Source organism: Acinetobacter sp. YH12070 (assembly GCF_013419625.1).
Classification (GTDB): Bacteria; Pseudomonadota; Gammaproteobacteria; order Pseudomonadales; family Moraxellaceae; genus Acinetobacter; species Acinetobacter amyesii.
Genome location: NZ_VOZT01000083.1, coordinates 1 through 8,968, shown reverse-complemented (window position 1 = coordinate 8,968; position 8,968 = coordinate 1). Strand labels below are relative to the sequence as shown.

The window sequence follows — 8,968 nt, the reverse complement described above, 5'->3', positions numbered from 1 at the left end:
TACACAGTGCACTGGGTTATGTATCGCCTTTTGAGTTTGAAGCAATGTACTATGATAAGATTAACCCGTTAGGTCAGGTGGCCTAACTTAAATAAAAAAGTCTCCGACAAACCCGGTACGGTTCAATGCTTGCAAGCATTAGCTTCTTTCTTTCATCAGATAAAAGGTAAAGATACAGGGCTAAGTATTATGGATTCAACAAAACTGGTTGTTTGTCACAATCTCAGAATAAAAAGACATCGTGTTTTTAAAGGTCTAGCTGAGCGTGGTAAAAGCAGTACAGGTTGGTTTTATGGATTTAAATTACACATTATTATCAACAATCTAGGTGAAATTATAAAAATAAAACTAACCTCAGGAAATGTACATGATATTAAGGTTTTAGATGAGATCACTCAAGAATTGAAAGGTATTTTGCTTGGAGATAAAGGCTATCTGAGCAAAGCCAAGGTTAAAGAACTCGCTTCAAGAGGATTAAAACTACTGACACCTTCACGTCAGAATATGAAGAATAAAGTACTACATAATGCGGAAGAAAAAGCATTACTTGCAAGACGAGGTTTAATAGAAACTGTGAATGATCAATTGAAGAATTTACATCAGATTGAACATTCACGTCATCGTTCGGTAAATAACTTTCTAGTAAATATAATGGCAGCGGTAGTAGCTTATTGCCTGAATCCGAATAAGCCTTCCATGCAAAATATGCTTAAAAGCTAGGCTTATTTCGTCGAACTCAGGTTAAACTATTGAAATAAAGCACAAACGATTCAACGACATAATTTGACGTATATCGTGAAAAGGATTAAAACTGAATAATAGAGCAAATATAGTGGTGTAAAAATAATCAAATATATTTTTGGCACACCACTAATTGTAGAAAGAACTTACTTACACATTAAGTGGCTTTTTGTAGCAGCAAGACGTTGTGCTCTTGTATTCTTTAAATATACTTGTACATCATTACTTGACACAGACGGCGCAGAATCACTATTCAGCGAACCAAAAGAAGACATATCTAACATGTACTTATATTGTTGATAAATTTGACTTGCAGAATAGCCTTGCCATCTACCATTATCATCTAAATAATAAGCTGTCTTCCCTTGTGCATTACAATTTTTGGCAAAGTAATAGAATGTATCCGTTGCATCCAAAGTCATCCCATAACTATTGAGTGAGCACATTCCAAACACTGTAACAGCAATAACTTTCAATAACTTCATAACATATACCATTGAATTTAAATATAAAAAATATACAAGCTAAATAGCTTATTTGCTTTTATATAAAGTTAACATTTAGGTTGGACAGGTGATGTCGCTTGGGTATAAAAATTAAATTTATATATTTTTTAAAAAAGTAGTAATTATTATTTTATAATTCAAAAAATAGCACCATAATCTCAGTATGGTACTATTTTTAATGATCTCTGTTGATCGTATATTTCTTTACATCAACTCATTTTTTTAATTTTGCCATCATATTTTGCATACGCTCTGAACTACTCAGCATTTCCTGTTCTGCTTGTTGCTGGGTTCGCATCAAAGTATTCAAGCGATTCCGATTTTCTAAAGCATCTTTAATTTTCCCAATACAAGCAACTGTATCTGTATAACCTTGTTCCATCCATTCATTGATACGAGATGGTTTAAAAGCCAATAAATCAGCCATCCCATCTCTGTTAATTGCCTTCTGTGGACGTATTTCAATGACTGTCGCCTCTGGAAAACGATGACGATCCCATAACGATCCATCAGATAGATGACTGACAATAATTAAATTACAATTCGCTTCAACTAATGGTGTGATTGGAGTATTTCCTTGCACAGTTTTCCACCCGCCTTGTCCACCATCTGTATAAGCTTGCCCATTTATTTTTTGGCTTTCATACAATAACGGTAAAGCTGCTGAAGCCATTAAAGCATTTTTCCAATTTTGTTCTGATAACTGCTGCAGACAAAAAAATTCTGATGGTGCTGTATTTTTAATGTCTAACATTGCAGTAATACATCCTAAAATATCTAGAAATCCACCATTACTTTTATACGCAGAAACATATAACGGTGTACCTTGCTTTAAATCCTGCCAATTCAGATATTGATCTATTAATGATGTCAATGGAGCATTATCCAATACACTTTCGGGTCCACTTATTTTTTCTTCAAATTTCTTTAAAGAATCAGGATAAAGATTAAATGTCTCTAAAAGTCCTTTTCCACCTCGATAAGCAATATAACGAAGCATGTTAGGTGTATTAAAATGCAATCCAAAACTCGCTAGCAAGACCAAATATGAAGGAATAAATACATTTTTGGACTGAAACTGTAATGGTGACTGTTGGCTTAATTGTTGCCACACCTTATTTAAACGTTCATATCCTTGTTGCATAGAATGACTTGTTGCCAATAAAGAGCCATTTAAAGCACCAATGCTTGCTCCAGCGATTGCATCTGCTTGAACTCCATATTCAGCGAGTGCTTTTACCACACCAACATGATATGCACCTTTTGCACCACCACCAGATAACACCAAGCCTGTCTTTATTTTCATGATCTCACTCCAAACATTTCATCTAAAGAAGATCGTGCTAGCACATCAGCAGTCAGTACCCGAGGTAGATATAAGGATAATTTTTTGGGTTGTTGTGATGCAAAATAATGGATTGGCATTTTGTCAACATGTGCCCAATCTCCCATATATGCATAACTTTCCATAAAACCTGTATCTAATACTTTGACATTTTCCGCCCATTGTAATGGATGAAAAAATTCTTCATGATCTATTTGCTTATCTTTTTTTAAACATTGAATGGCTTCTAAACAAATCCGCTCTTTTAGATTTTGAATCGTTTTTTCGGCTTTAAAATTTGTATTGTACTGTCGATAATAAGATCCAAACTCGCCCCAATATAGACGTTCCAAAACTGTATACAATCTTAACAATGGAGAAATTTGAGCAAAACCACCTGTTTCCCATTGCTTAAACAGTAAAGTAATTTGACGCTCAGCACCTGTTTCAGCTTCAACTTGAGTAAGTCTTTCATCTAAGCCATCACAACGATCATGTAAGTTGATCGACAGTTGTTCCAACAGATCTCGTGTTTCAATACTAAATTCAGCCAAATCAGTCACTGCATTTTGTACTTCAGTAATTTTCTGATTTGCTACTTGTATCGCTGTAAATCCTAAACTTAATTCTCGCGTCAAAGTATTTAACCAATCAAACGCGGCATTTAAACCTGTCGTCATATTCTGATTAATTTGTTGTTGCCGTTGTTGCCCTGCGCCTGTGAAACCATCGACTAATCGGGCAACTTTTCCTAATCGCTCAGACTGTACTCTCACATGATCTTGTGACACTTGGATACTATTTGCAATTTCAATTACAAACTTATCTGCGATACAGGGCATAACTTCTAATACTTGAGAAGACATAGAACACTCATTATAAAATGAGGTTATTTAAAAGTGATAAATAACCTCTATTCGGTAGATTTAATTAGAAATAAAATTTGCCTTAAAGTTTCTGCAATACAATTCTTTTAAGCTGTTGCGTACGTTCCTGTATGTTTTGGCTTTCTCTCTTGAATGACAAAATGAGCTCCATAGCGACTTGTTCATTTTGCTGAGACTGCTGTTTAGCATCTAAACTGTTTTGAATATCCGTAGTTAATCCCATAATTTTTTGCTTAAAGGCTTTAAAAAATTGATCGCTTGCTTGTTTAAGTGGTGCATTAATTTCTTGCTGCAATGCAGTCTGGATCTCTTTTTGGCTTTGCTCTAAACTTTTTTGAATTTCCTCTGAAACCTTATCCATATCTATCGTGTAATTTTTTACAGTCACAGTATAATCTTCACGCCCCAAGCTATCCGAAAACCAATTCAACACCTTAGCAACTTTACTATCTTTAACTCTCGATCGTGTTTCTTTATAACTAGTTACATCCAAAACACTTTTCATCATCTTTGCACTTGAAGTCTTTAATGCTAACTTTTTATGGTTAGGTAGGCTAAGTTGAATATCATCAAAACCGCCTGTACTTAATGTTTGATTGACTTTTAGCATTGCTTCCTGAGCCTGTACTAAGATTTTATCTTTAAATTCACTTTCAAAACGCTCCAGCAATGTATCCAGCTGCTGTTCAACTTCTTGATTAATTTTAATATTAATCAAAGGAAGAATCTCTCCAATTTGTTTTAAAAAATCTGTTGCAGCTGCTTTATCATCATCAAAGTCAATAATTGGATTGGCTGGATCATATATAATACGCCCTTGATCCTTATCCACTTGTACATTAGAAGGAAGCCAACCTACGTTTTCCAAAATGGATGAAATAAAGTCTTTAAGTGATTTCCTTTCTTGCTGAGTATTCTTTTTATTTTTTTTAAGCAGTGCCGCCTGTTGATTACCTTCAGAGGTTTTTTGAATCACACTACTCTTTGCGTAATCAAATTGATCATGAATAAACTCATTAATCTCTAATGAAAAATTATTTTGAAGTTCCTGAATTGAGTTTTCAGCCTGAAGTTGTGCATCATCAATACTCGTAATATTCTGCTCTAACTGTGTAATAACTCGCTGCAACTCATCAGTGGTTTTATAAATTGCAGTTTCTTTTACACTCAACACTGTATTAATTTTTTCAGAGCACTCATCCAACTTATCAACTGCTGAGTCTAATGCAACAAATGCAGCCTTTTTATGTGACTCTGCAATCACTTCTTTTAAAGGCTGACTAAAAAGAGAGTCTTGCCATAAATCATCTATCGCTTCGACAATCCGTTCTGGTGTTCGATGTGATTCACGGCGTAAGCGAGCTTCATCATAAAAATCTTCAACCCATGCAGCATCGTCTACATCAGGTAATGAACCATCTTCAAAGCGTTCATTTTTCGCCCTGTTTGACAAATAAGCCCATTTAGCTGCAACTGGATAGGTATTCTCTTGTTTGATAACCCCCTCCGTCAGCCCCTCAACAAATGTTTTAACCTCTGGTTCCTTCATCCCATTACGGTCACAGTTATCAAATTTGTTTACTAATGCATAAATTCGATTTTTTGCAGTATGGGCAATACTTTGTATATCCTCACGAACCTGTGCATCTGCTTCAGATTTGAGCTGGGTATAATCCATCACAGCTAAAACAGCGGATGCTTTTTTTAGCTGATCTTGTAACATTGGGCGCAAATGGGTTTGACCTGCTTCATTCGGTCCCGGAGTATCAAGCAAAATGAGTTTACCACCTTGCTCTTCCATTTCCTGTAAATGTGCAAATTCAACCTCAATGACAGGAAGTTGATCTACTTCTTGATACTGCTCAAATGGAAATTCCAAATCAAAATGTGGAGCAATACGAACAAGATCATTGATCGAAACTAAAAAATCGAAAATTTGTTTCTCACCCACTGCATCATTTACAACTTCAATACCTTGCTGAATTCTTTCAACCGTGAGGTACAAGTCTTTATCTGTTCTTAATTTTTCAAGTGTTGCAGTATACTTCTCTTGCTGAAAACATTTTTTCAAATCCCGCACCAATTGATTTGCAGGCTGACTGGCTTTTTCAGAAAAAGTTAAATGCGGCTGTTTTTGTCCATTGCTATGTTTAATCAAAGTAGGAATTGCGGTCATGGGTGCATTACGATTTGGTAATATTTCACGACCTACAATGGCATTAATCGTCGTCGACTTACCTGCTTTCATTGTCCCAACAACAGCAAGTACCATTTCCAATTCAGTGACTTTAAGCGCTTCACCACGTAAAATAACGAGTTCTTGTTCGACTGATGTGGTATCGAGAGTGGCTTGATTTTGTTCATTTGCATGATCTAATACCCCCTTTTCAGACATCTGTAACAATAGATTTTTTTCAAGCTCTAACAACGCCTGAGCTTCTTCTCTTAAAATGTCAATTTGATGACCCATCACGATTTCCTTTGTATCTTATAAAGAGGCTGTTTTTTACCCACACCCTTAAAGTGAGTGATCAAACACTAAATGTTGTTTCAGCATTTGAGCTGTTGTTTCTAAAAGGCGAATATTGATGTTTAATTTGCTATTAAAAATATGATTTTCTACGGTATTAATATAATCATCCTTATCTATCTCAACTCCTCGCTCGTATGCTCTTTGGCATACTTCTCTAAATTTCTGAGTCCGCATTTGGTTGAATTTTTGAGTGTAATTTTCTAACTTACAAATTGCTGAATCCAAAGCAACAAATGCAGCCTTTTGATGCGACGCTGCAATCACCTCTTTTAAAGGTTGGCTAAAAAGAGAGTCTTGCCATAAATCTTCTATAGCTTCTGCAATACCCTCTGGTGTTCGAAATGAGTCACGGCGTAATCCTGCTTCATCATAAAAATCTTCGACCCAATCATTGCTCTCAACATCAGGCAAAGAACCATCTTCAAAGCATTCATTTTTAGCTCTGTGCGCCAAATAAGCCCATTTAGCAGCAACTGGATAAGTATTCTTTTGTTTGATCACCCCTTCAGTGAGTCCCTCAACAAATGTTTTAACCTCAGGTTCTTTCATTCCATTACGGTCACAGTTATCAAATTTGTTTACTAATGCATAAATTCGATTTTTTGCAGTATGGGCAATACTTTGTATATCTTCACGAACCTGTGCATCTGCTTCAGATTTAAGTTGGGTATAATCCATCACAGCTAAAATAGCTGATGCTCGATGTAATTGTTCTAATAACATGGATCGTAAATGTGTTTGACCTGCTTCATTCGGTCCAGGAGTATCCAAGAGCACCAATTGTCCATATTGTTTTTTCATATTTTTTAAATGAACAAACTCGATCTCAATGATGGGGAGTTGATCTATGTCTTGATATTGGTCAAATGGAAATGACAAATCAAAATGTGGTGCAATACGAACAAGGTCATTCATCGAAACTAAAAAATCAAAAATTTTCTTTTCACCCAATGCTTTCTTCGTAATTTTAATACCCTGTTGAATTCTTTCTATCGTCAAATATAAGTCTGTATCTAGTTTTAAATTTTCAAGCGCTTGAGCATATTGTTCTTTTTTAAATTGCTTTCTTAAATCTTGCACAAGTTGTTGAACAGGCTGACGAGCCTTTTCAGTAAAAATTAAACGTGGCTGCTTTCGTCCCATACTATGTTTAATGAGTGTCGGGATCGCAGTCATCGGCGCATTACGATTGGGTAAAACTTCACGACCAACAATGGCATTAATCGTTGTCGATTTACCTGCTTTCATGGTACCTACGACAGCAATAACTACTTCAAATCTTTCAAGTTTTGAATATTCACTATTTAAAACAGCAATTGCTTGTTGTGCAAACGACGGATCTTCCTCTAAATACACTAATAAATCTAAATCTACAATTTGCTCAAAAACAGAAATTCCACTCTTCAATAATGCTTGTACTTCTTGCTTTATTTTTAACAATTCAGTTGTATTAACCACATTACCCATATTCTTACTCAATTAAAAATTCTAAAAATCATGTGTCCTTAAATACCGAAATATTTTTTCACTTCTTGTTCCATTTCATCTTGTAGTCTTTCAGGGCTAATAATTTTAAGATGCGGAATCCAATAGCGAACCAAAGGAAAAATTTGGGTTGTATGGATAATTTGACTCGATAACAATAGACCACCATCCTCCAATAGCTTTATGATTTTTTGCTCAGGTAAAAGAGTTCGTGCCTGAAAATGCTCAGCGACATCTGCATGAACGGTAAGGATAATTTCTATTTTATCCAGCCCAAACCAAATCGTATCTTCAGCCTCTAACTGAGATAAAATAGCGGAATCCACAATAAAAATATCGCCATCAGATTGATGCGGTAATAATTCGATTCTGCTTAATCGATAAGCTTTTAATTTTTTTTCAAAGACTGCAGCTAAATACCAATTACCATGATGATGAATCAATCGATAAGGCTGAACACATTTACGAACACCTTTATACAAAAACTCAATTTTCTTATGCCCTCGTATTGCATTTCCAGCTACCTTAAATATTTCTGTAAACTGGCTAGCATCCTCAACAGAATAAGCTTGAGTAGTATAAATTTGATCCGCACGACTATTTAAAAGCTCTCGCAGAAAAGACATGTCTAAAGATGGATATAAATCACGAATACCAGAAATCTCTGCAAATTTAACGATGTCTTTTGCAGTCACTTTTCCTAAATAATTTTCATGTAAATAGTATTTTTTATTATGTTCATCTTTTAGTAATGGTATGGATGCACCTAAACGATCAAAATCACGTAAAATAGTTCGAGCACTCACATTAAATTCTTCTGACAACATCCTTACATCTAAATGTTGTCCCATATTTAATTTCGTCAGCATACTTGCTAAACGATCAGCTAAACGCTCATGAATTCCTTCATCCTTACGCATAAGTCCCTGACCATTTAGTAAAATAATTAAAAAAATATATTTAAAATATAACATGTTTTTATAAAAATAATAAAAACAATGAGTGAATTTTAAATAAATATTCCACAAATATAACCCAACTCTGTGACAGGTTATGTCATTAGTACATCTATAATTTTTTAGTATTTAAAAGCATGGATAAAATGACACTTTCTGTAAGCGTCCGCTGAATCCCATACCTATTTTTTAATTCGATTTAGGTTTCCAGCAGTGCGGCAGCAATTCTTCAATTTGGGTCACTTTGTGTGTCGGTAACCTTTTCAGCACATCACTTAAATAGGCATACGGATCCAAGCCATTCAGCTTTGCTGACTGGATTAACGTCATGATGTTTGCCGCTCGCTGACCACTGCGCAGCGAACCTGCAAACAGCCAGTTCTTGCGCCCCAACGCCCAAGGTCGCATTTGATTGTCGGGTAGTCAGACGCAGTTACCTACGTCCAACCCCCTAAGAACCGTGCATGCGAGTTTCCCAGCACACGGCTCAAGCCTCTGCTAAGGCGCCATTCGGCACCCGGTTATACATCGTTGAC

At 35.6% G+C, this 8,968-nt stretch carries 6 protein-coding genes and 2 pseudogenes; 1 reads left to right on the top strand and 7 read right to left on the bottom strand.

Features of this window, described 5'->3' with window-relative positions:
* Positions 1 to 123 precede the first annotated feature (123 nt).
* Positions 124 to 720, top strand: a pseudogene (locus FTU17_RS16025) (IS982 family transposase); the annotation flags it as partial.
* 167 nt (positions 721 to 887) lie between these two features.
* Here FTU17_RS16025 and FTU17_RS16020 read toward each other — a convergent pair.
* The 7 genes and pseudogenes from FTU17_RS16020 to FTU17_RS15990 all read right to left on the bottom strand — a co-directional run.
* Positions 888 to 1,226, bottom strand: coding sequence for a hypothetical protein (locus tag FTU17_RS16020; RefSeq protein WP_180136012.1), 339 nt, complete (start codon positions 1,224 to 1,226; stop codon positions 888 to 890).
* Positions 1,227 to 1,461: 235 nt separating this feature from the next.
* Positions 1,462 to 2,553, bottom strand: a complete 1,092-nt coding sequence (locus FTU17_RS16015) for a patatin-like phospholipase family protein (protein ID WP_218955567.1) — start codon at positions 2,551 to 2,553, stop codon at positions 1,462 to 1,464.
* The gene (locus tag FTU17_RS16010) at positions 2,550 to 3,437 is read right to left on the bottom strand and encodes a diguanylate cyclase regulator RdcB family protein (protein WP_180136010.1); all 888 of its coding nucleotides are present in this window, start codon (positions 3,435 to 3,437) and stop codon (positions 2,550 to 2,552) included. Before FTU17_RS16010 ends, FTU17_RS16015 begins: the two co-directional genes overlap by 4 nt.
* An 82-nt stretch (positions 3,438 to 3,519) precedes the next feature.
* On the bottom strand, positions 3,520 to 5,928 hold the full coding sequence (locus FTU17_RS16005; protein WP_373684078.1) for a dynamin family protein: 2,409 nt from the start codon (positions 5,926 to 5,928) through the stop codon (positions 3,520 to 3,522).
* 48 nt (positions 5,929 to 5,976) lie between these two features.
* On the bottom strand, positions 5,977 to 7,458 hold the full coding sequence (locus FTU17_RS16000; protein ID WP_180136008.1) for a dynamin family protein: 1,482 nt from the start codon (positions 7,456 to 7,458) through the stop codon (positions 5,977 to 5,979).
* A gap of 38 nt (positions 7,459 to 7,496) precedes the next feature.
* On the bottom strand, positions 7,497 to 8,396 hold the full coding sequence (locus tag FTU17_RS15995) for a YafY family protein (protein WP_180136006.1): 900 nt from the start codon (positions 8,394 to 8,396) through the stop codon (positions 7,497 to 7,499).
* Positions 8,397 to 8,621: 225 nt separating this feature from the next.
* Positions 8,622 to 8,849, bottom strand: a pseudogene (locus FTU17_RS15990) (transposase domain-containing protein); the annotation flags it as partial.
* Between the last annotated feature and the right edge of the window lie 119 nt (positions 8,850 to 8,968).

Excerpts from the sequence above, each read along its gene's own strand:
- FTU17_RS16020 (WP_180136012.1), bottom strand. The coding sequence starts at position 1,226 with ATGAAGTTATTGAAAGTTATTGCTGTTACAGTGTTTGGAATGTGCTCA.
- FTU17_RS16005 (WP_373684078.1), bottom strand. The coding sequence starts at position 5,928 with ATGGGTCATCAAATTGACATTTTAAGAGAAGAAGCTCAGGCGTTGTTA.
- FTU17_RS16015 (WP_218955567.1), bottom strand. The coding sequence starts at position 2,553 with ATGAAAATAAAGACAGGCTTGGTGTTATCTGGTGGTGGTGCAAAAGGT.
- FTU17_RS16000 (WP_180136008.1), bottom strand. The coding sequence starts at position 7,458 with ATGGGTAATGTGGTTAATACAACTGAATTGTTAAAAATAAAGCAAGAA.
- FTU17_RS16010 (WP_180136010.1), bottom strand. The coding sequence starts at position 3,437 with ATGTCTTCTCAAGTATTAGAAGTTATGCCCTGTATCGCAGATAAGTTT.
- FTU17_RS15995 (WP_180136006.1), bottom strand. The coding sequence starts at position 8,396 with ATGCGTAAGGATGAAGGAATTCATGAGCGTTTAGCTGATCGTTTAGCA.